This is a genomic window from Rubrivirga marina, from assembly GCF_002283365.1.
Lineage (GTDB): Bacteria > Bacteroidota > Rhodothermia > Rhodothermales > Rubricoccaceae > Rubrivirga > Rubrivirga marina.
Genome location: NZ_MQWD01000001.1, coordinates 2,591,531 through 2,610,994, shown reverse-complemented (window position 1 = coordinate 2,610,994; position 19,464 = coordinate 2,591,531). Strand labels below are relative to the sequence as shown.

At 72.7% G+C, this 19,464-nt stretch carries 18 protein-coding genes and 1 pseudogene; 4 read left to right on the top strand and 15 right to left on the bottom strand.

Annotated features, from left to right (window positions below):
- Window positions 1-8: 8 nt before the first annotated feature.
- The 4 genes from BSZ37_RS10775 to BSZ37_RS22005 all read right to left on the bottom strand — a co-directional run bounded on the left by BSZ37_RS10775 (window position 9) and on the right by BSZ37_RS22005 (window position 4,626).
- Window positions 9-869, bottom strand: coding sequence for an Mrp/NBP35 family ATP-binding protein (locus BSZ37_RS10775; protein ID WP_095510556.1), 861 nt, complete (start codon window positions 867-869; stop codon window positions 9-11).
- An 82-nt stretch (window positions 870-951) separates the two neighbouring features.
- Window positions 952-1,839, bottom strand: a complete 888-nt coding sequence (locus BSZ37_RS10770; RefSeq protein WP_143537624.1) for a Ppx/GppA phosphatase family protein — start codon at window positions 1,837-1,839, stop codon at window positions 952-954.
- Window positions 1,836-2,687 carry a 50S ribosomal protein L11 methyltransferase gene (gene prmA / locus BSZ37_RS10765; RefSeq protein ID WP_179299574.1) on the bottom strand — a complete coding sequence of 284 codons (852 nt, stop codon included), beginning with the start codon at window positions 2,685-2,687 and terminating at the stop codon, window positions 1,836-1,838. Before prmA ends, BSZ37_RS10770 begins: the two co-directional genes overlap by 4 nt.
- A gap of 49 nt (window positions 2,688-2,736) precedes the next feature.
- On the bottom strand, window positions 2,737-4,626 hold the full coding sequence (locus tag BSZ37_RS22005) for a hypothetical protein (protein ID WP_179299573.1): 1,890 nt from the start codon (window positions 4,624-4,626) through the stop codon (window positions 2,737-2,739).
- Between the two features lie 195 nt (window positions 4,627-4,821).
- Between BSZ37_RS22005 and BSZ37_RS10760 the strand changes: the two genes are divergently transcribed.
- From BSZ37_RS10760 to BSZ37_RS10745, 4 genes are read left to right on the top strand one after another with little or no spacing between them, the layout of a single operon-like run.
- Entirely contained in the window at window positions 4,822-7,023 is a 2,202-nt protein-coding gene (locus BSZ37_RS10760; protein WP_095510553.1) for a PP2C family protein-serine/threonine phosphatase, read from the top strand.
- A gap of 24 nt (window positions 7,024-7,047) precedes the next feature.
- Window positions 7,048-7,413 (top strand): STAS domain-containing protein, encoded by a 366-nt coding sequence (locus BSZ37_RS10755; RefSeq protein WP_095510552.1) that lies wholly within the window; start codon window positions 7,048-7,050, stop codon window positions 7,411-7,413.
- Window positions 7,414-7,433: 20 nt separating this feature from the next.
- Entirely contained in the window at window positions 7,434-7,826 is a 393-nt protein-coding gene (locus tag BSZ37_RS10750; RefSeq protein WP_179299572.1) for an ATP-binding protein, read from the top strand.
- Window positions 7,827-7,870: 44 nt separating this feature from the next.
- Window positions 7,871-9,196, top strand: a complete 1,326-nt coding sequence (locus tag BSZ37_RS10745; RefSeq protein WP_095510550.1) for a serine hydrolase — start codon at window positions 7,871-7,873, stop codon at window positions 9,194-9,196.
- Between the two features lie 40 nt (window positions 9,197-9,236).
- Here BSZ37_RS10745 and pfkA read toward each other — a convergent pair whose 3' ends face one another.
- From pfkA to BSZ37_RS10690, 11 genes and pseudogenes are all read right to left on the bottom strand, one after another.
- Window positions 9,237-10,217: a 6-phosphofructokinase gene (gene pfkA / locus BSZ37_RS10740; RefSeq protein WP_095510549.1), complete on the bottom strand. Its 981-nt coding sequence runs from the start codon at window positions 10,215-10,217 to the stop codon at window positions 9,237-9,239.
- Window positions 10,218-10,384: 167 nt separating this feature from the next.
- Entirely contained in the window at window positions 10,385-11,368 is a 984-nt protein-coding gene (locus BSZ37_RS10735; RefSeq protein ID WP_095510548.1) for an N-acetylmuramoyl-L-alanine amidase-like domain-containing protein, read from the bottom strand.
- A gap of 48 nt (window positions 11,369-11,416) precedes the next feature.
- Window positions 11,417-12,073 (bottom strand): leucyl/phenylalanyl-tRNA--protein transferase, encoded by a 657-nt coding sequence (aat, locus tag BSZ37_RS10730; RefSeq protein ID WP_218830470.1) that lies wholly within the window; start codon window positions 12,071-12,073, stop codon window positions 11,417-11,419.
- A gap of 27 nt (window positions 12,074-12,100) precedes the next feature.
- Complete coding sequence (locus BSZ37_RS10725; protein WP_095510547.1) at window positions 12,101-12,928, bottom strand: ZIP family metal transporter; 828 nt, start codon at window positions 12,926-12,928, stop codon at window positions 12,101-12,103.
- Between the two features lie 46 nt (window positions 12,929-12,974).
- Window positions 12,975-13,211: a hypothetical protein gene (locus tag BSZ37_RS10720; protein ID WP_095510546.1), complete on the bottom strand. Its 237-nt coding sequence runs from the start codon at window positions 13,209-13,211 to the stop codon at window positions 12,975-12,977.
- 96 nt (window positions 13,212-13,307) lie between these two features.
- Window positions 13,308-13,895, bottom strand: a complete 588-nt coding sequence (gene def, locus BSZ37_RS10715; protein WP_095510545.1) for a peptide deformylase — start codon at window positions 13,893-13,895, stop codon at window positions 13,308-13,310.
- Between the two features lie 79 nt (window positions 13,896-13,974).
- Complete coding sequence (gene ruvX, locus BSZ37_RS10710) at window positions 13,975-14,409, bottom strand: Holliday junction resolvase RuvX (RefSeq protein WP_095510544.1); 435 nt, start codon at window positions 14,407-14,409, stop codon at window positions 13,975-13,977.
- 92 nt (window positions 14,410-14,501) lie between these two features.
- Window positions 14,502-14,891 (bottom strand): HU family DNA-binding protein, encoded by a 390-nt coding sequence (locus BSZ37_RS10705; protein WP_095510543.1) that lies wholly within the window; start codon window positions 14,889-14,891, stop codon window positions 14,502-14,504.
- Between the two features lie 224 nt (window positions 14,892-15,115).
- On the bottom strand, window positions 15,116-17,398 hold the full coding sequence (locus tag BSZ37_RS10700; protein WP_095510542.1) for a RelA/SpoT family protein: 2,283 nt from the start codon (window positions 17,396-17,398) through the stop codon (window positions 15,116-15,118).
- Window positions 17,399-17,820: 422 nt separating this feature from the next.
- Window positions 17,821-18,402 (bottom strand): annotated as a pseudogene (rplQ, locus tag BSZ37_RS22650) (50S ribosomal protein L17); the annotation flags it as partial.
- Between the two features lie 68 nt (window positions 18,403-18,470).
- Window positions 18,471-19,448 carry a DNA-directed RNA polymerase subunit alpha gene (locus BSZ37_RS10690; protein WP_095510541.1) on the bottom strand — a complete coding sequence of 326 codons (978 nt, stop codon included), beginning with the start codon at window positions 19,446-19,448 and terminating at the stop codon, window positions 18,471-18,473.
- Between the last annotated feature and the right edge of the window lie 16 nt (window positions 19,449-19,464).

Sequence of the window (19,464 nt, the reverse complement as noted above, 5' to 3'; positions counted from 1 at the left end):
TCGGCCGGCTACTTGTACAGAATCTCAATGGGCTGCGTCGGCGGCGCGTCGGCGTTGCGGCGCTCGACCTCCGTGACGACGCGCTCGGCCATCTGGCGAAAGGCCTGCGCCGTCGCGCTCTCGGGCTCGGCGAGGACGACGGGCGTCCCGTTGTCTCCGGCCTCGCGGGCCGCCTGCTCGATCGGGACCTCGCCCAGGACCGGCACGTCGAGTTCCGCCGCCAGCTTCTGAGCGCCGGCCTCGCCGAAGAGGTAGTACTTCCGGTCCGGGAGGTCCGGCGGCGTGAAGTATGCCATGTTCTCGACCACGCCGAGGACCGGAACGTGGACGTTCTCGAACATCTTGACGGCCTTCCGGGCGTCGGCGAGAGCGACCGGTTGCGGCGTGGACACGACGACGGCGCCCGTCAGCGGAACGGTTTGGACGAGCGTGAGCTGGATGTCGCCCGTGCCCGGCGGCAGGTCGATGATGAGGTGGTCGAGCTCGCCCCACGCGGCCTGCCCGAGGAACTGGCGCACGGCGCTCGACACCATCGGCCCGCGCCAGATCACGGCGTTCGAGTCGTCGACGAGGAAGCCCATCGAGAGGAGCTTGACGCCGTAGCGGACGAGCGGGACGATGTGGCGCTCGTCGTTGAGCCGCGGCTTTTCGTCCGCGGGGACGCCGAACATGAGCGGCACGCTCGGCCCGTACACGTCGGCGTCGAGCAGGCCCACCTTCGCGCCGGACGCGGCGAGCGCGGCGGCGAGGTTGGCGGCGACGGTGCTCTTCCCCACCCCGCCCTTCCCCGAGGCGACGGCGATGAAGTTGGTGACCTGCGACACGCCGCGCGGGGCGGTCGGCTTGGGGGCGTCGTTCGGGGCGGCCATGGGAGCGGGAGTCGTTTCGGTGGGGACCGGGAGGATGCCCCCCGGTTCCGGCGCCGTGGGGAGAGATGCGGCGAAATGCCGCTCAGCCGGCCCGGTCCGCCTCGGCGAGCGCGAGGCCGTGGCGGAGGCCACCCGTCGTCGGGACGTAGGCGTCGGCGCCGAAGCGGGCGAGGACGGCGTCGAGCAGGAGGAGGGCCGCCGCGGCCACGTCCTCCCGGCCCGCGAGCACGTCGGGAGAAATGGCCAGCGCCTCGTCGGGCGTGAGCGCCAGCAGCCGGTCGCGCCACTCGCGGAGCGCGGCGGCGGACACGCGGTCCGTCGCCCCGACCAGGCGCGCCACGAGGCGGCCGACGCTGCCCGTCGCCACGAGCGGGACCCCTCCCCTCTCGAACCCGACCGCGGCATACGCCGCCTCGGCGTCCGCCTGGGCAGCCTCGACGGCGCCGTCCGACGGAGGGCGCTCCGAAAAGCGGCGTTCGGTGAGGCGGACGCTCCCCACATCGACGCTCTGCCGCCGCATGACGCCCTCCGCCCTCGTCCCGAGCGCGACCTCCGTCGACCCGCCGCCGACGTCGACCACGAGCGCGGCGTCGACGTCGGGGAGCAGGGCGAGTGCCCCGCGGAACGAGGCCTCCGCCTCTTCCTCGCCCGAGATCACGCGGTAGTCCAGCCCCAGGTCGTCGCGCACCCGCCCCCGGAGCTCGCCGACGTTCGCGGCGTCCCGGCTCGCGCTCGTCGCCCCGATGACGACCCGCTCGGCGCCGAGCCGCTCGGCCGTCGCCTGCGCCGCGGCCAGCCGGTCCAGCACGCGGTCGATGGCCTCCGGCGCCAGCCGCCCGCTCGCGTCCACGCCCTGCCCGAGGCGGGCGAACCGCTCCTCGTCCTCGACGACCGTCAGCCGCCCGTCCCTCACATCAGCGACGACGCTCATGACGGTGTTCGTCCCGACGTCGATGGCGCACACTCTCATGCTTCCGCCCGCCGCCAGAGGCCGCCCCACCACTCGTTCTCGGCCGCCTCGGCGACGAGGTCGAACCCCTCGCCCGCCAGCCGATCGACGAACCGGTCCCGCTCCGACGCCAGCAGCCCCGAGAGGATCGCCGAGGCGGACGGGGGGGCCCGCTCGAGGAGGCCGGGAAGGAGAGGGTCGAGGATCGACGAGATGATGTTGGCGATGACGAGGTCGAACCCGGTCTCCGGCACCGTCTCGACCGAGCCCTCGCGCACGTCGAACGCGTCGGCGACGCCGTTCAGGGCGGCGTTGTCCCGCCCGTTCGTGACGCTCCACGGGTCGACGTCGACGCCGACGGCGGAGGCGGCCCCGAGGCGGAGCGCGGCGATCGCGAGGACCCCCGTGCCCGTGCCGACGTCGAGCACCCGGCCCGCCTCGGGCACGGCGTCGGCGAGGAGGCGGAGACAGATCCGCGTCGTCTCGTGATAGCCCGTCCCGAACGCCATCTTCGGGTCGATGCGAAGCACGGTCGCTCCGCCGGCGTCGGGCGGCACCTCGGTCCACGACGGGGCGACGACGAACGGGCCGGCCTCGATGGGCTGCAGGCTCGCCTCCCACCGCGCGTTCCAGTCCTGGTCGGGGACCACCTCCTCACGGAACGCCGCCGCGGTCAGGCCGCGCTGGCGGAGGAGCGCGCCGACGGCCTCGCGCGCCGGGCCGTCCCACCGCGGGGCCGGGGCGTAGGCCACGAGCGCGTCCGGCTCCTCCTCGAAGGCGTCGAAGCCGAGGTCGGCGAGGTCGGCGAGGAGCGGCTCGCGGGTGCCGTCGTCGGGGACGGCGAGGGTCAGGCGGAGGGTATCGGGCACGGGCACGGGGGGACGGGCGGGGTCAACGCCACCCGTCCACCGCGGTGCCCTAGACGTCCGAGGTCGGCGTCTCCGGCGCGGGAGCAGGTGGGGCCGGAGGCGGTGGCGGCATCGGCGTGTCGGCGGCCGGGGCCTCTGGGGCAGGAGCGTCTGGCGCGTAGACGTGGGCGCCCCAGAGCACGTCGCTGCTCGGCCCGAAGTCGCCGAAAGAGCGGCTGCCGTCGGACTCGTAGTGGAGCACGTACGTCCCCGGAGCAAGCGGGACCGTCCCCTCGAAGCGGCGGTGGAAAAAGGCGTCGCCGGCCGGGACCGTGTTCTGCCACGACATCCTCCAGACCTCGCGGCCCGACGTCGTCTCGATCCGGGCGAAGTCGTACTCGACCTCGTCGGACATCTCGCCCTGGGCCACGACGAGCACCTCCGTCCCCGCATCGAGCTGGAACGTGACGCGGTGGTCCTCATCGTTGCCCACCGAGTCGATCCGCGCGAGAAGCCGGCCCGCGTCGGGCAGGGCGAGGGCGCCACCGCTGGAGACCGGCTCCGAGGGTTCGACGACCTGGACGTCGAGGGACGCGACGTCGAGATCGGGGTCGAGGGCGTAGAGCACGGCGCCCCACAGCGGCTCGTCGGGGCCGCCGCCGCCGTTGTAGCCGTCGCTGCAGTCGTGCGACCCGTCGGTCTCGTAGAGGAGCCGATACGTGCCCGGGTCGAGCGAGAGCGCGGCGGTCGCCCGCTTGTTCTTGTCGTCGCCGCCGGCCGGCTCGAGGTCGTCGCGCATCTCCCAGACCTCGTCCCAGTCGCCGTCTTCCCCCTCGACCTCAAGCGTGGCGTAGTCGTAGCGCGACCCCGACGTGATCTCGCCGACGGCCACGAGGAGGACGTCGAGCGGCTGGGCCGTCGTGAACACGGCCTCTAACTCTTGGTCCGAACCGACGCAGTCGAACGCGGCGATCTGTGGGAGGTCGAGCGCCGAGGGGTCGAGCCGGGCGACGGCCTGATCGGGCGTGGCGCGGCGGACCGACACCCCCCAGGACCACGGGACGAGCGGCGGGTTCGCCGTCCAGTCGCCGTAGGCGTGCGACCGGTCGGCCTCGAAGGCGACGCGGTACAGGCCCGGCTGGAGCTCGACCTCGTCCTCAACGATCCGATTCTTGAGCGATCCGCCAGCCCAGGTGCCCCGGGCGGGGACGGTCCACACGGTGTCGCGGCCCCCGAGCCGGACGATCGACGCGCGGTCGGCCACGACGCCGTCGGTGATCTCGGTCACGGTGCGGACGGCGACGCGGGCGGGCGCCGTGACGTGGAGGATCTCCTCCCGCCGCTGGCGGCTGCGGACGCCGAGGGCCTGCCACAGGAAGGTCGAGTCCTCGGGGGCGTCCGCCTCGGCGGGGTCGCCGAGGCCGCCAGTCTCGGCCTCGCGGGCGGGCGCGTCGAGGCCGCGCAGGATGAGCCGCCAGCGTCCGGCGTCGCCCACCCAGGACCGCCCGCCGCGGCTGAGGAACGCCCGGATCCGCTCGCCGAGCGACCCGTCGCGCGGGCCGGGCTGGCGGACGAGCGGGTCGCCGTAGGCGGTGAAGTACGCGTCGTAGGTCCCGGGCCCGAGTCGGATCGTGTCGTTGACCGTGACGAGGGTCCCCCGCTCGGGCCGCCGCCCGGAAAGCTTCCACACGATGGCGCCGTCGGAGCGGCGGACGAGCCAGCCGTAGGCCGCGAGCGTCGTGTCGGACGGGCCGCCCGACACCTCTTCGTAAGACCCCGCCGCGTCGACGGCGAACGTCCCCGGCGCATCGATCCGGAAGGCCTCGTGCTCGAGGTCGTCGACGTCGGGGCTCGTGAGATCGACCACGGCGCGGCCGGTCCCGTCCGCGAAGCGGATGACGGCGAAGATGGCGACCCCGAGGAGGCCGACGAGGAAGAGGCGGGAGAGGACAGTGCGCACGGGAATCCGGGGGAGTTCGGGCGCTACGGGAGGCAGCCGTCGGGGTTGCCCGGGGCTGTCCGCAGCCCGGATATATTCGCAACCCCGCGCTCCCGCGACCGAACACAGCGGTTCGCCGCCCGCCCCGCCCTGTCCTCCCCGCTGCCCACCACCCGACGCGCGTTCCGCGCCCTGCTGGCCACCGCCCCCCGGCGCGTGTCGCTGGGCGTCGGCGCGGTCCTCGGCCTGGCCGTGGTGGCCGCCGCCCGGGGGGCGGCCGTCACCGGCGGGGCCGCGGCCGGGCTGGCCGCCGCGATCGGCCTCGACGTGCTCGCCGTTGGAGCGGCCGCGGCGCTGTACTTCGCGCTTGCCGGGACCGGCGGCCGAACGGGCCCGCTTCGGAGCCTCGCCGTCCCGTTCGGCCTCGGGCTCGGCGTCCTCGTCCTGACCCTCGCGGTCGGCGCGGGGTTCGACGGGTACATCGACCCCAAGACCGGGCTCCCCGACCGGACCCTTACGGTCGTCTGGGCCGCGGTCCTCGGGACCTCCGAGGCCGCGCTCGGAGCGACGCTCCTGGCCTCACTCCGGCCGCTCGCGCTCCACGGCCGCCGCCGGTCGACGCTCCTCCTGTGGGCCACTTTCCTCGGCCTCACCGTCCTCACCGCGCTGACGGTCGCCGGGCGGCCGCTGGTGGTCTACGTGCCGACGGCGATGGCCGTGTTCGGGGCCGCGTCCGTGTTGGCGGGCGTCGCGCTCGCTCTCCGACAGCGATGGATCAGCGACCTCGCGCGCCGGCACCGGGTCGCCGCCGGCGCCCTCGCGTTGGGGTTGTCGGCCACGATGGTGGCCCTCCTCTACGTTCAGTTCGGTGGACCGGGCGCGCTGCCCGTCGGCGACGGGACCGGGCGGATCCCGGACTTCCCGTACACCGCCGTGCTGAGCCGGTCGCTCGCGGCGCTCGTGCTGTCCGTCACCGTCTTCGGCGCGCTGTACGGCTTGGCGACGGCCCTCTCGCTCCTGTTCGGGCTCTCGACGGCGGCGGCCCAAGACCAGCGGGCCGGCGAGCGCCGGGCGCTCCGCTCGCTCGCCGACCTTTCCGGCCGCGTCCTCGACCGGGCGGAACTGGCGGCCGCCATCGCCCGCGGCCCCGTCGACGCCCGGCTCGGCGACGCGGCGTGGGTCGCGCTGACGGACCCCTCCCACGGCAACATCCGGCCGACGGTCGTGGCCGCCTCGGGACTGACGCTGGACGCCGCGACGCGGGCCGCCGACGCGGACGCCCTGTACCGCGCCGCGGCTGAGGCCGACGGCGCGCTCGTCCTCTCCCACGCCGAGGCCGACCACCGCGTCCGCGCTCGGCCAGGCGATGGCGTCGCCAGCCTCGTCACGCTCCCGCTCGGCGCCTCGTCCATCGACGGCCCCGGCGGGCTCACGCGAGGCGTCCTGCTCGTGGCCCGCACGACCGCCGACGCCTTCGAACCTGACGACCTCGCCGCGCTCGAGACGTTCGCCGGCCAGGCCGCCCTCTCGCTCTCCCACGCCGACCTGTTCGCCGACGCGCTCGAGCGCGAGCGCCTCGCCCGCGAGCTGTCGCTGGCGAGGGAGGTGCAGAAACGGCTCTTCCCCCAGTCGCTCCCCGAGGTCGAGGGCCTGGAGCTGGCCGCGGCCGAACGCCCGGCCCGCGAGGTCGGCGGCGACTACTACGACGTCGTCCGGATCGGCGACGACTGCGTCGGGGTGATGGTGGCCGACGTCTCGGGCAAGGGCACGCCGGCCGCGTTCTACATGGCCGAGTTGAAAGGGGTGTTCCAGGCCGGCAGCCGCCTCACGCGGTCGCCGGGCGAGCTCCTGGCCGGCGCCAACGACGCGCTCGCGCCGTCGCTCGGCCGCGGCGTGTTCGCGAGCGCCGTCTACGCCGTCGTCGACGCCCGCGAGGGGACGCTCGCCCTCGCCCGCGCAGGGCACACGCCGGCCGTGCTCGTCCGCGACCGCCAGCGGCCCGACGGCGGGCGCTGGCTCCTCCGCGGCGACGGGCTCGCCATCGGCCTCGACCGGGCCGGGGCCACGTTCCGCAAGACGCTCCGCGAGCAGTGCGTGAAGCTGGCCCCCGGCGACACGCTCCTCCTCTACACCGACGGCCTCACCGAAGCCCGCGACGCCCAAGGCCAGGAGTATGGCTACGACCGCCTCGCGGCGTTCGTGGAGCAGCACGCCCACGTCGGCGCGCTCGACCTCCGCGACCTCCTCCTGGCCGAGCACCGCGCGTGGTCCGGCAGCGACGAGCCCGACGACGACACGACGTTCGTCTTGCTCCGGTGGACCGGCCGCGGCGAGCCCGTCGAGCCCGCCGACGTCTCCGACGGCCCGCCGGTCACGGAGCGCGCGGCCTTCCCCGCCGACCCCGACCTCCCGGTCTGACTTCGCCCGACTACACCCGACCCGATGAGCCATTTCTCCGTCTCCTTCGACCGCCGCACCGGCACGCCCGAGGCGCCCGTCCGCGTCCTCGCCCTCCGCGGCGAGCTCGACGCCCACACGGCGCCCGACTTCGAGGCCGCGCTCCAGGCCTGCCTCGACGACGGCGACGCCCGGCTCGTCGCCGACGGGTCCGGGCTCGACTACGTGTCGTCGGCCGGCCTCGGCGTGTTCATGGCGTTCGTGGAGCCGGCGCGCGACGGGGGCGGTGACCTCAAGATCGCGGCCCTCCCGGAGCGGGTGTTCGAGGTGTTCGACCTCCTCGGCTTCCCGACGGTGTTCGACATGCACGAGACGGTCGAGGGCGCCGTCACGTCCTTCGAGGGCGCCTAATGGGCGCGGAGGCCCATAGCATGCGCGTGCGCGGCGACACGGCCGAGCTGGCCCGGGTGCGGCGCCGCGTCGGCGTGTGGGCCGAGGCGGCCGGCCTCGGCGACGCGCGCGCGCGCCGCCTCCAGCTCGCCGTCGACGAGGCGGTGGCAAACGCCATCGAGCACGGGATGACCGACGGCGGGCACGTCGTCGTCCGCGGCGCGCCCGGCCGAGGCCGGCTGACCGTCGTGATCCGCTACCGCGGCATCCGGTTCGACCCGACGTCGGCGCCGGCGACGCCGGCCCAGGAGGTCGTTCAGAAGCACTCCGAGCACGGCTACGGCCTCCACCTCATCCGCCGGCTCGTCGACGACCTGGCCTACCGCTGGGACCGCGGGACGAACGAGGTCCGGATGACGGTCGAACGGGAGTAAGCCCGAGGGCGGGAACCGCGTCCACCGGCCAGCCCCCGCCCGCCATGCGCCTCGCCTCCGCCCTCCTCGCTCTGTGGTTCGGTGCTGGCCCAAGCGCGGCGCAGGACGCGAGCGCCATCGACGCGCTCCTCACCGACTCCCTGGTGGCGCTCGGCGGCGGCGCCGTCCTCGTGGTGGTCGACGCCGACACGGTCCGCTACCGCGCGGCGTACGGCGACGGCGCCCTCGGAGAGGTCGTCCCGCTCGGGACCACGACGTCGTGGCTGTCCGGCGCCGTCCTCGCGGCCCTCGACGCGAACCGGACGCTCGACCTCGACACCCCGCTCGCCAGCTTCTTTCCGGACACCGAGGGGGACAAGCGCGGTGTGACGGTCCGCCAGCTCGCCGCCCACGTCTCCGGCTTCCCCACCGGCCTGGGCGTCGACGCCCCCGCCTGCCTGAATGACCCGGCGACGACGCTCCCGGCGTGCGTCGACGACGTCGTGACGCTCGACCTCGTCGCGGAGCCGGGCGCCGCGTTCGCCCACGGCGACGCCTCGCTCCACCTCGCGGCGCGGATGGCCGAGCTCCAGACCGGGCGGCGGTGGACGGCCCTCTTCGGAGACGTCCTCGCCGGCCCGCTCGGGCTCGTCGGCACGGCCTACGACAGCTCCCGCAACCCCGGCATCGCCCGCGGCGCGAGCGGCACGGCCGACGACCTCGCCGCCTTCCTCGAGATGATGCTCGGTGGCGGCCTCTCCGACGGCGAGCAGATCCTCGCCTCAGAAACCGTCGAGACGATCCTCTCTGACCAGACCGCCGGCGCCGCGTTCGTCGCGACACCGTACGGGCCGGTGATGGACGCCTACCCCGAGCGAGCCCCGTCGGAGGTGATCCGCTACGGCCTCGGCGTGTGGCGTGAGGACCTCCGCCTCGACAGCTCGCTGCGAGTGGCCAGTGCACTTAGCGAGACCGGCGTCGCGCCGTGGATCGACCTGGAGGCGGGCCTCGGGGGCGTCCTGATCACCCGCGGCACGCTCGCCGACGTCGTGCCGACCTACGTCGCGCTCCGTGGACTCGTCCGCGAGGCGTTCGCGGCGCCCGTCGCCACTGGCGCATCTCCCGCTCCGGCCCTTCGCCTCCATCCTCCCGCCCCGAACCCGGCCCGTTCCCTCGTCTCCGTCGGCTTTGCCCTCGACGCGCCCGAGGCGGTCGCCCTCACGGTCGTCGACGCTCTTGGCCGACGCGTGGCGGTGCTCGTCGAGGGGCCCCGCCCGCGCGGCGAGACCCGTGCGGTGTTCGACGTCTCCGCCCTCGCGCCCGGCGCGTACCGGATCGTGCTGACGGCCGGGACGGAGCGCACCGCCCGACCGCTCGTGGTCGTCCGGTGACCCCGCCGGCCTCGGCGCCGAGGCCGACGAGGTCGGGCCGCTAGCTGAGGAGCGCCGTGAGTTGGAGGAGGTCGTAGTCGACGTCCTTCTTCCGCGCCCACACGTTGCGCATCGGCGTCAGCTTGAGGTCGTTGTTCACGATGCCGACCATCACACCGTCGTGGCCTTCGAGGAGCGCCTCGACGGCCGCTGCGCCGAGGCGGGAGGCCAGGACGCGGTCGCGGGCCGTCGGCGAGCCGCCGCGCTGGATGTGGCCGAGGACCGACACGCGCGTGTCGATCCGGTCGAACGCCGGGTCCTCGGCGAGCGCCTGGCGGATCCGGTGGGCCCCGCCAAGCTCGTCGCCCTCGGCCACGACCACGATGCTCGACCGGCTCTGGGCCGCCATCAGCGACAGGATCCGGTCCTTGATCGAGATGACGTCGGTCATCATCTCCGGGATGAGGACGAGCTCGGCGCCGCCGCCGATGCCGCACGCGAGCGCGATGAACCCGGTGTCGCGGCCCATCACCTCCACGAGGAACAGCCGGTCGTGGGCGTCGGCCGTGTCGCGGATCTTGTCGATCGAGTCGAGCGCCGTGTTGAGCGCCGTGTCGAACCCGATCGTCTCGTCCGTCCCGAACAGGTCGTTGTCGATCGTCCCGGGGCAGCCGACGACGGCGATCCCGTGTTCGTTGGCGAGGTGCGTCGCGCCCTGGAGCGTCCCGTCGCCGCCGATCGCGACGAGCGCGTCGATGCCGGCCTCGCGGAGCTTGGCGGCCGCCTCGGCGCGGCCCTCCGGCGTCCGGAACCGCTCCGAGCGCGCGCTCTTGAGGATCGTGCCCCCCTGCTGGAGGATGTTCGAGACCGACTGCCGGTCCATCTCAACGTAGTCGCCGTCGATCATCCCCGCATAGCCCCGCTTGATCCCGATGACCTCGAGGCCCTCGGCGATGGCGCGCCGCGTCGAGGCCCGGATGCACGCGTTCATGCCGGGCGAGTCGCCGCCCGAGGTGAACACGCCGATGCGCTTGAGGTCCATGCCAGTGGTGTGGGGAGACACCCGAAGATCGGGCGAGACGGCCGGCCGTGCGCGACGAAGACAGCGTGAGGCTCGCGGCGCTCGCCGGCGATGGGAAAGGGGAACCGGGAACTGGCAGACGCGCTCGACTCAGACCGCACCGCCCCGCTCCCGATCCTCTCGCTCCTTCACCCCCGCGGGTCCAGCGGGCGGACGACGACGACGCCGACCTGGCTCGAAATCCCCTGGACGTAGCTCTGGAGGTCGTCGGAGATCTTGACGCGGTCCGACGAGAGCGAGGCGTGCATGAACCCGGTGTGGGCGTCCGTCTTGTGAACGAACCCGGTGTGCGTCACGTCGAGCCCGCCGATGCTCGTGGCCGTCGCGATGATGTCGCCGGGTCGGAGCGAGTCGTAGACCGTCGAGATCCGATCCTGGGGGACGTAGAACAGTTCGGTGCCGGCGAGCGAGGCCTCCATGTCGAGGATGCAGGCGTAGGTCGAGTCCGAGGCCAGCTTGGGGTACGCGTCGCGGTGCTCGCCCATGAACGTCAGCCGCTTCTCGAACGGCTGGCCGCCGATCGCCTGCGTCACGTTCTGGAGGGTGCCGCGGCGCTCGTTGTCGCGGATCCAGTCCGAGAAGTAGTGGAGCCGTGAGCAGTAGCCGTCGAGCGCGCCGTCGCGGTACCGCAGCGTGCGGACGCCGTCGGTGTAGGCCTGGTAGCTAGTCTCGCCCGTCGCGATGGCCGTCGCCAGCGACAGGACGTTCTCGATGTAGAGCACACAGTCGAACGCCGTGAGGTCAACGACGAGCGTCTCGGACGCGGGCGCGTCGAGCATCCCGGCGCGGTACGGGACGCCGAGGAGTTGCTCGCCGACCCACTGGACGATCTCGCCGTACGGCCGCGAGGCCACGTCCTGCGCCGCCGCGTCGTCCAGGATCTGCCGGAAGGTGGCCCGCGTCGCCTGCTCGGCGGCCTCGACGGTGTCGGCGGGCGCGTCGGCCGCAGCGGCCGCGACCACGGGGGCGGCGTTCGAGACCGGCGGCGTCGCCGGGAGGACCTCCGCCTCGGGCGCGCGCTCGACCGAGGCGGGCAACCCGGGCTCGGACTGGCGGGAGCTGCACGCTGCGCCGAGGGCGGTCAGGCTGAGGGCGAGGACGAGACGGAGCATCGGGGCGACGGGGCGACGGGAGGGGTGAACGCCCGACGCGCCCGAGTGTTACCGGTCCGCCCCCTCGGTCCGCTCAATGGCGGCCCAGTCGGCCTCGGCGGCGAGGGCGAGGCCGAGGCGGCGCTCGAACGTCTCGCGCGGGATCTCGACCACGCCGAACCGCTCGAGGTGAGGCGTCGCCATCTGGGTGTCGAGGAGCTGGTACCCGCCCGCCCGTAGCCGCTCGACGAGGTGCACGAGTGCCACCTTCGACGCGTCCCGGACGCGCGTCACCATGCTCTCGCCGAAGAACGCGCCCCGCAGCGCGACGCCGTAGAGCCCGCCCGCGAACGCCCCGTCCTGCCAGCACTCCACGGAGTGGGCGTACCCGAGGTCGTGGAGCGCGACGTAGGCCTCGACCATCTCCTCCGAGATCCACGTCTCCGGTCGGTCCGGCGCCGGCGCCCCGCACGCGCGCATGGTCCCCTCGAAGTCCCGGTCCACCACCACCTCGAACTCCCCACGGCGGACCGTCTTGGCGAGCGTTTTCGGCACGTGGAACGCGTCGAGCGGGAGGACGGCGCGCGGGTCCGGCGCATACCACGCGATCGACCCGTCGGCGTCGGCCATCGGGAAGACGCCGATCTGGTACGCGGCCAGCAGGAGGTCGGGCGTGAGGATGGGCTCGCGGAGTCGGTGGCATGGGACGCGGCGCGCCCGCCTCACGGCCCGTGAGCCGCCTGACGAGCGCCCCTACTCCCAGAGCAACGGCAGCGCCATGATCGCGATCCCGAGCAGCATCATCACGAGTTGGCCGACGGCCTTCGTGGCGGGGTAGCTGTGGCGGCGGTTGAGCTCCGGGATGAGGTCGCTGCCGGCGATGTAGAGGAACGCGCCCGCCGTGATCGGGAGGAGGTAGTCGGCAAGGCCGTCGACGCCGCTCCCGAGCAGGAGCACGAGGCCGGCGCCGACCAGCCCGCCGAGCCCGGCGATGAAGTTGTACATCAGCGCCTTCCGGGGCGGGTACCCGCCATAGACGAGCACGCCGAAGTTGCCGATCTCCTGGGGGATCTCGTGGAGCATCACGGCCAGCGTCGTCACCACGCCGGTCTGGATCGAGACGAGGTAGGCCGCCGCGACGATGGCCCCGTCGATCACGTTGTGGGCCACGCTCCCGACGAGGTTGACGAGCGCGAACGGCGCCGCGCCCCCCCCCGCCTCGGCGCCGAGGTGGGCGTGCCCGTGGTGATGGTGCCCGTGATGGACGTGGCCGCTCGCGCCCTCGAGCGCCTCCGGCGCCCCGTGCTGATGGCGCCAGTGGAGGAACTTCTCGAGTACGAAGAACGCGACGACGCCCGCGAGCACGAGCAGACCGGTCTTCGGCCCGCCACCGAGCGCCTCGTAGCTCTCCGGGATGAGGTGGAGCAACGCGCCCCCCAGCATCGCGCCGACGGCGAACGCCACGAGGAGGAAGATCACGCGCTCCAGCCGGGCGCGGCCGAGCGACAGCGTGAGCGCGCCGGCCAGTGAGGCCAGCGAGATCGCGAGGACGGAGAGGAGCGCGGCGACCGGTGCGGACACGGGCGGAGTCTAAGGGGCCCGACGGACGCGGCGCCGACGGTCGCGCTTACCGATAGCCCTTCCCCTCCCGCTCGGCCTCCCGCACGGCGTCCTCGTCGAGCTCCACGTGCGGCTTCTGCACATCCGTGTCGCCGGTGTCCTGGGGGTCGGTCCCGACGGTCGGCTGTTCCTCCTCGGAATGGTCCTCCCCGTCGACGTCGCCGGAGCCCGACTTGTCCTCGACGTAATCGGGGCGCTGGTCGCGGAGGTCCTTGGGATCGTCCATGTTTTCGGAGTCGGCCATCGGGGTTGAGGGGTGGGAGCCGCTCCTACTCCGGCCCGCCGCGCGGGGTCCAGGGTCTCGGGGCCGGGGCCGGGGCCGACCGAGCGAACCGACGCGTCAGGCGTCGTCGCGGAACGCCATCGGGTACTCGGCCTCGCACTCCCCACGGGCGATGGCCTTGAGCCGGCGGCCCAGGAACTTGCGCCGGAGCGGCGAGAGGTAGTCGAGGTAGAGGACGCCGTCGAGGTGGTCCGTCTCGTGCTGGATCACGCGCGCGAGCGGCCCCTCGACCGGCCACTCGTGCGGCTGGAAGTGGCGGTCCAGAAACCGGATCCGCAACGCGTCCGGGCGGGAGATGGTCTCCCGGAGGTCCGGGATCGAGAGACACCCCTCCTCCATGTCGATCTCCGGCGCCCCCTCCTCCACGACCAGTTCCGGGTTGATGAAGACAAGCGGGCCCGTCGCGTAGTCCGGCACCTCCCCGTCGTTGTCTTCGGCCAGGTCCTCGGCGTACGACGTGAGGTCGGCCACGAAGAGGCGGATCGACTGCCCGACCTGGGGCGCGGCGAGGCCGGCGCCGTGCGCTACGGACATCGTCTCGATCATGTCGTCGATGAGCGCCTGAAGCTCGGGGCTGTCAGACTCGATCTCAGCCGCGCGCTCGCGGAGGACGGGTTGGCCGTAGGCGTAGATCGGGAGGACCATCGGGTGTCGCGGTTCGGGTGCAAAGGATAGCCCAGTGCGGGGCTGAGGATCCCGGCCGGACGGGGTCTCAGCCCACCCTTCACCCGAACGGAGAGCGCTGCTCATCCAGCCAGTCCTGGAGGATGACGCACGCCGCGGCCGCGTCGAGCGTCCCTTTGTGGCGGCGGCGCTTTTTCGACACGCCCGCCTCGACGAGGTCACGGAGCGCGCGGCGCGACGACTCCCGCTCGTCCTGGACGACGACCTCGGCGCTGGGCGCGGCCTTCTTAAGCCGCCCGAGAAAGGGCCGGACGCGGTCGACGGCGTGCCCCTCCGCCCCGTCGTCCGTCAGCGGCCACCCGACGACGATGACGCCGACGCCGTCCTCGTCCACCAGCCGGGCCAGCTCAGCGAGCGCCGCGCCCGGCGCGAACGTCCCGTGCGGGCGGGCGACGAGACGGAGCGGGTCGGCCAGGGCGACGCCGACGCGACGGGCGCCGTAGTCGACCCCGGCCACGCGGGGCGGGAGGTCCATGCCGGAAAGCTAGCGGCCCGCCGGCGACGCGTCTCGCTGGCGGGCCGCGGGGTCACCGAGGCGGGCGGGGTGGCCTCGCCGTCGCGTCGTGGTCAGGCCGCCTGCTTCCGGTTGGCGGGGTGATCAGCGCTGCCCTCGGGGATCGCGTAGCCGAGTTCCTGGAGCGGCTCCTGGAGCGTCTCGCGGAGCTTCTTGCCCGGCTTGAAGTGCGTCTTGCGGCGGGCCGGGATGAAGACCGTCTCGTTCGTCTTCGGGTTGCGGGCCTTCGGCTTGGCCTTCGTCTTCTTGACCTCGAAGACGCCGAAGTCGCGGAGCTCGATGCGGAGCTCGGGGTCGGCCCCGGCCATGAGGTCTCGGAGGGCGTCGATCGTCGCCTGGACCCACGGCTCACACTTGTACAGCGGTTCGCCGGACGCCGCGGCGACCTCGCGAGCGACGTCTTTCTTCGTGAGGGTCGGCGTGCGGTTGGAATTGGAAGCCATCGTGGTGGGAAGGTGGCCTCGCACCGCGCACATACCGACGCGGGCGCGAGGCCGGTTGTCACAGGGAATAGGCTCCGCCCGCACGGGGAGCCTGGAATCGGGGAATAGAGTCACAAACCTACGCCGATCAACGAACTGCGTCGGGTCAGAGTCAAAGTTTCACCCCTCCCCCAGCGCCCCAGGCGCCGATAACGCACATACCACCGCGAGACCCAAGGATTCCCCTACTCCTCGCGGTACACGCCGTAGATCCCATCGAGCCGCCCCAGCCGCTTCATGATCCGCCGGAGTTGCTTCACGTCGCTGACGTAGAGCACGATGGTCCCCTCGAACATCCCGTCCTCGGACGTCACGGTGATCGAGCGGATGTTGGTCTTGAGGCTCTTCGAGATCACGGCCGTCATGTCGCTCACGATCCCGACGCGGTCCTCGCCGACGACGCGGAGCGTGGCCGAGAACTGGACGTCCTTTTGGCGGCTCCACTCGACCGGGATCACGCGCTCGCCGTGGTCCGAGAACAGGTGGTTCGCGTTCTTGCACCCCTTCCGGTGGATCTTGACGACGCCGGTCCGCGAGAGAAACCCGAACACGTCGTCGCCGGGGATGGGACCGCAGCACGCAGCGTACTCGACGGCGAGGTCGGTGTGGCGCTCGCCCTCGATGACGAGGGCCGTCCGGCCGCCGACGCGCTCGCGGGCGTCCTCGCGGAAGTCGATCTCGTCGACCTCCAGGAGGGCGGGCGAGACGCCCTCGGGGACGTCCGACTCGGGCGCCTCCGGGGGGAGGCCCTTCTTGAGCGCCGCCACGAAGTCGGCCGGGTCGTACTTGCCGGAGCCGATCTCGTAGAACAGCTGCTGGGTCGAGGCGAACTTGAGGTCGGCGGCGAGGCGGTTGATGGCCTGCTCGTCGGGCTCGAGGTGGGCGCGGGCGAGCTTCTTGTCTAGCAGGTCCCGGCCGTGCGCCGACGTCTTCCGCCGACGCTCGTTGATCCAGTGGCGGATCCGCGCCTGCGCCTTGTGGGTGACGACGAACGTGGCCCAGTCGGGGTTGGGCGTCTGGCGCTTCGACGTCAGGATCTCGACCTGCTCGCCCGACTGGAGCCGGTAGCTGAGCGGGACCATCTTCCCATCGGCCTTCGCCCCGATGCAGTGGAACCCGACCTCGGAGTGGATCTGGAAGGCGAAGTCGACGGGCGTGGCGCCGGTCGGGAGCGTGACCAGCTCGCCGGCCGGCGTGAAGACGTAGATCTCCTCGTCGTAGAGGTTGAGCTGGAACTGGCGGACGAACTCGCCGGCGTCGTCGGGCGAGGGGTTTTCGAGGAGGTCGCGGACCCACGCGTAGAGCTCGTCCACGCGGGCATCACCGGCGCCGGCCGGGGCCGCGCCGTCGCCTCCCGGCGTCTCCTTGTACTTCCAGTGGGCCGCGACGCCGCGCTCGGCGACCTCGTGCATCTCCTGCGTCCGGATCTGGACCTCGACCGGCCGGCCCTCCGGCGTCATGACCGTCGCGTGGAGGCTCTGGTACCCGTTCGACTTGGGCTTGGAGATGAAGTCGCGGTGCCGCCCGTCGACCGGGGGGTAGTTGGCCGTGACGGTCGAGTAGACGCGCCAACAGTCCTCGCGGCCCTGCTTGCCCGTCGTGTGAAGGATCACGCGGATCGCGAACAGGTCGTAGACCTCGTCGAGGCCGACGCCCTGCCGCTTCATCTTGCTGTAGATCGACGTGATGCTTTTCGGCCGGCCGTAGATGTCGAAGGCGAACCCGGCTTCCTTCAGCTCCTCGCGGAGCGGCTCGATGAACCGCTCGATGAACCGCTCGCGCTGGCGGCGCTTGGCGTTGAGCCCGTCGGCGATCTCGCGGTAGGCCTCGGGCTGGAGGTACTTCAGCGAGAGGTCTTCGAGCTCCGTCTTGACCTCGTGGAGCCCGAACCGGTGCGCCAGCGGCGCGAACAGGTCCGCGGTCTCGGCCGCGATGCGGAGCTGCTTCTCGGTCGGCATCGCCACGAGCGTCCGCATGTTGTGGAGCCGGTCGGCGAACTTGACCAGGATGACGCGGACGTCCGACGCCATCGAGAGCATGAGCTTCCGGACGTTCTCGGCCCGGCCGAGCGCCCGGTTCTCGAACACGCTCCCGATCTTGGTCACGCCATCGGTGATCCGCGCGACCTCGGTGCCGAACTCGCTCTCCAGGAGGTCGAGCGACAGGTCCGTGTCCTCGACCGTGTCGTGGAGGAGCGCCGCCGCCACGGTCACGTCGTCCATCCGGATGTCCTTGGCCGCGATGAGCGCGACCTCCAGGGGGTGCGAGATGTAGAGCTCACCGGAGGCGCGGCGGTCGTCGCGGTGGGCCCAGTAGGCCACGCGGAAGGCGCGGCGGATCATGGCCTCGTCGACCGAGGGGAGATTCCGCTGGCAGTGCTCCAAGAGCACGCGGAGGCGGCGCTCGTAGTCGGGCGCGACGACGAGGCCGTCGAGCTGGCGGTGGAGGTCGGCGGAGGCCTGGATCATGGGGGCGGCGGCGTCCGGTGAGAACGCCCCAGGGACGAGCGATCGGGCCCGCAAAGTAGGAAGAGCCCGCGCGTCCCTCCCCCACCCCGCCCACCTCGGCGGCGTTCCCGTGGCGGACACGAACGAACGCGGGGCCCCGCTCCGAAGAACGGGGCCCCGCGGGACCGTGCGCCTGGCGGCGAACGCCAGCGCGTCAGGCGATCGCCTTAGCGGTTGTCGTGGCTCCGGCCGAGGTTCTCGGCGTCGGCGCCCGGGCCGGGCTCGCCGGTCTGGGTCGGTGCGCCCTGGGCGGCGTCCGGGTGCTCGTCGGCGTGCGGCGGGACCTGGACGGCGCCGGCCGGGTCGGGCGTGGCAGCGTCGCTGCCGGCGGCCTCGGCCTTCGGGTTCTCAGGCGCGTCCTCGGCGGGAGCGTCCGTGACGGGCGACTCCTCGGAGGCCGGGGCCTCCGCCGTCGTCTCGTCTGCGGGCGTCTCCTCGACCGGCTCCGCCTCGGCGGGCTCGGTCGACGGGGCCGGGGCGGCCTCCGTCGGCGTCGAGGCGGCCGGGGTCGAGGCGGCCGGGGTCGAGGACTTGCTCCGCCGGCGACCGCCGCCGCCACCGCGACGCGTCCGCTTCTTGGAACCGCCCGTGCCCTCCGGCTGGACGTCGTTGAAGTCGACGAGCTCGACGACGGCCATCTCGGCCGCGTCGCCGGCCCGCTGGCCGAGCTTCACGATCCGGACGTAGCCGCCGGGCCGGTCGCCGACCTCGGGAGCCACCTCGTCGTAGAGCCGCTTGACGGCCGCCTTGTCGTTGAGCTTCCGGAAGGCCTGGCGACGCGAGTGCGTCGAGTCGTCCTTGCCGTGCGTGATGATGGGCTCGACGAACCGGCGGAGCGCCTTGGCCTTGCCGAACGTGGTCGTGATCCGCTTGTGCTCGAGGAGCGCGGCCGACATCGACTGGAGCGTGGCCTTCCGGTGGGAGGCGGTCCGGCCGATCTTGAGGATCTTCTTTCCGTGTTTCATTTCGGTACTTGGTACAGGGTACTGGGGACCGGCCGGGACGCGTCCCGTACCGTGTACCCCGTACCGATCTAGTTCAACTCGCCGTAGCGCTCGACGTCCATGCCGAAGCGGAGGCCCCGCTCGTCGAGGACCTGGACGAGCTCGAGGAGGCTCTTGCGGCCGAAGTTCCGGAACTTGAGCATCTCGCTCTCCTCCCGGCGCACGAGGTCGCCGATCGTCTTGATCGAGGCGGCGCGGAGGCAGTTCTGGGCGCGGACCGAGAGGTCGAGGTCGTCGACCGACTGGCCCAGGATGGCCCGGACGCGCTGGACCTCGGCGTCGACCTCCGTCTCCTCCTCGTCCTCGCCAGCCGACGTGTCGACCTCGACGAAGAGGCCGATGTGATCGCGGAGGATGGCCGCCGCGTTCGTGAGGGCGTCCTCGGCCGAGAGCGACCCGTCCGTCTCGACCTCGAGCGTCAGCCGCTCGTAGTCGATCTTGTCGCCAACGCGGGTCGGCGTGACGTTGTAGCGGACGTTGAGGATGGGGGTGAAGATGGCGTCGATGGCCACCACGCCGATCGGGTCGTCGGCCCGCTTGTTCTCCTCGGCGCCGACGTAGCCGCGGCCCTGCTCGATGCGGAGGTCGATCCGGACGTCGGCGTCCTCGGCGAGCGTGGCGATGTGGTGGTCGGGGTTGAGGACCTCGAAGTCCGCCGTGTTGTCGGCGATGTCCTTCGCGGTCCAGTCGCCCTGGCCCTCGAGGTGGATCGAGACCGAGCCCTCGTCCTCCTCCTCGGCCCGGAACCGGACGCCCTTGAGGTTGAGGATGATGTCGGTCACGTCCTCGGTCACGCCGGGGATCGTCGAGAACTCGTGCTGGACGCCGTCGATGCGGACGGCCGTGATGGCCGTGCCGGAGAGGGACGAGAGAAGAACGCGCCGAAACGCGTTCCCGATGGTCACGCCGTAGCCGCGCTCGAGCGGCTGGACGACGAACCGCCCATACGTCTCGTTCATCTCCTCGACCTGAACGCCGTCGGGCATCTGGAGCTGAATCTGTGCCATAATGAGGCTTGTCGTT

Bases quoted from the DNA above. Each gene is read 5' to 3' on its own strand.
- BSZ37_RS10775 (WP_095510556.1), bottom strand. From the start codon at position 869: ATGGCCGCCCCGAACGACGCCCCCAAGCCGACCGCCCCGCGCGGCGTG.
- BSZ37_RS10770 (WP_143537624.1), bottom strand. From the start codon at position 1,839: ATGAGAGTGTGCGCCATCGACGTCGGGACGAACACCGTCATGAGCGTC.
- BSZ37_RS10755 (WP_095510552.1), top strand. From the start codon at position 7,048: ATGAGCCATTTCTCCGTCTCCTTCGACCGCCGCACCGGCACGCCCGAG.
- BSZ37_RS10750 (WP_179299572.1), top strand. From the start codon at position 7,434: ATGCGCGTGCGCGGCGACACGGCCGAGCTGGCCCGGGTGCGGCGCCGC.
- BSZ37_RS10745 (WP_095510550.1), top strand. From the start codon at position 7,871: ATGCGCCTCGCCTCCGCCCTCCTCGCTCTGTGGTTCGGTGCTGGCCCA.
- pfkA (WP_095510549.1), bottom strand. From the start codon at position 10,217: ATGGACCTCAAGCGCATCGGCGTGTTCACCTCGGGCGGCGACTCGCCC.
- BSZ37_RS10735 (WP_095510548.1), bottom strand. From the start codon at position 11,368: ATGCTCCGTCTCGTCCTCGCCCTCAGCCTGACCGCCCTCGGCGCAGCG.
- BSZ37_RS10720 (WP_095510546.1), bottom strand. From the start codon at position 13,211: ATGGCCGACTCCGAAAACATGGACGATCCCAAGGACCTCCGCGACCAG.
- def (WP_095510545.1), bottom strand. From the start codon at position 13,895: ATGGTCCTCCCGATCTACGCCTACGGCCAACCCGTCCTCCGCGAGCGC.
- ruvX (WP_095510544.1), bottom strand. From the start codon at position 14,409: ATGGACCTCCCGCCCCGCGTGGCCGGGGTCGACTACGGCGCCCGTCGC.
- BSZ37_RS10705 (WP_095510543.1), bottom strand. From the start codon at position 14,891: ATGGCTTCCAATTCCAACCGCACGCCGACCCTCACGAAGAAAGACGTC.
- BSZ37_RS10700 (WP_095510542.1), bottom strand. From the start codon at position 17,398: ATGATCCAGGCCTCCGCCGACCTCCACCGCCAGCTCGACGGCCTCGTC.
- BSZ37_RS10690 (WP_095510541.1), bottom strand. From the start codon at position 19,448: ATGGCACAGATTCAGCTCCAGATGCCCGACGGCGTTCAGGTCGAGGAG.